The sequence below is a fragment of the Marinobacter sp. BW6 genome, assembly GCF_008107725.1.
Taxonomy (GTDB): domain Bacteria; phylum Pseudomonadota; class Gammaproteobacteria; order Pseudomonadales; family Oleiphilaceae; genus Marinobacter.
The window spans coordinates 1-441 of sequence record NZ_VIRN01000040.1 but is presented as its reverse complement, the minus strand read 5'-3'; the positions used below and the strand labels follow the sequence as shown (position 1 = coordinate 441).

The following is a 441-nucleotide window of genomic DNA, read 5'->3' as shown; positions in this document are numbered from 1 at the left end:
GGAGTTTGGCGATGCCGGCCCCGGCAGCCGTGAGTAGGCTCTGATTGCCCAGGTACTCCTTGGCATTGGATCGGCGATCACCGGCGATGCAGGGGATGCCGTAGGGGTCGCTGATCCATCCGAGGCCGCCCTGGATGGTTTTCTGGTCGGCGCTGGCGGTCTGGTTGTTGTTGCTCTGGTTGTCATTCACCTCTTCGGTCGGCGCCGGGAAGGTGCGCACGGTCCCGTCGTTGAACACGAACGTGAGGCTACGGATCTGCCCACGCACGCAGGAGAGTGTCCAGTCGCCCGAGGCGGTCCCGCTGGCTACCGCGCCGGCGACGTCCGGCAGCTCTATGCCGTTAGCGGTGAGGTTGTCCGGGCCGATGAGGATTTTGAACGGGTAAGGATCATTGACCGTCCCGTCGACCGGCACACGACCGATCAGCGCAGACATGGCCA

General features: G+C 64.4%; 1 protein-coding gene. It reads right to left on the bottom strand.

Translation table 11 applies throughout. The features are described from left to right. On the bottom strand, positions 1-441 hold a 441-nt coding region (locus tag FMN52_RS04215), incomplete at both ends, for a TIGR03752 family integrating conjugative element protein (RefSeq protein WP_148607468.1).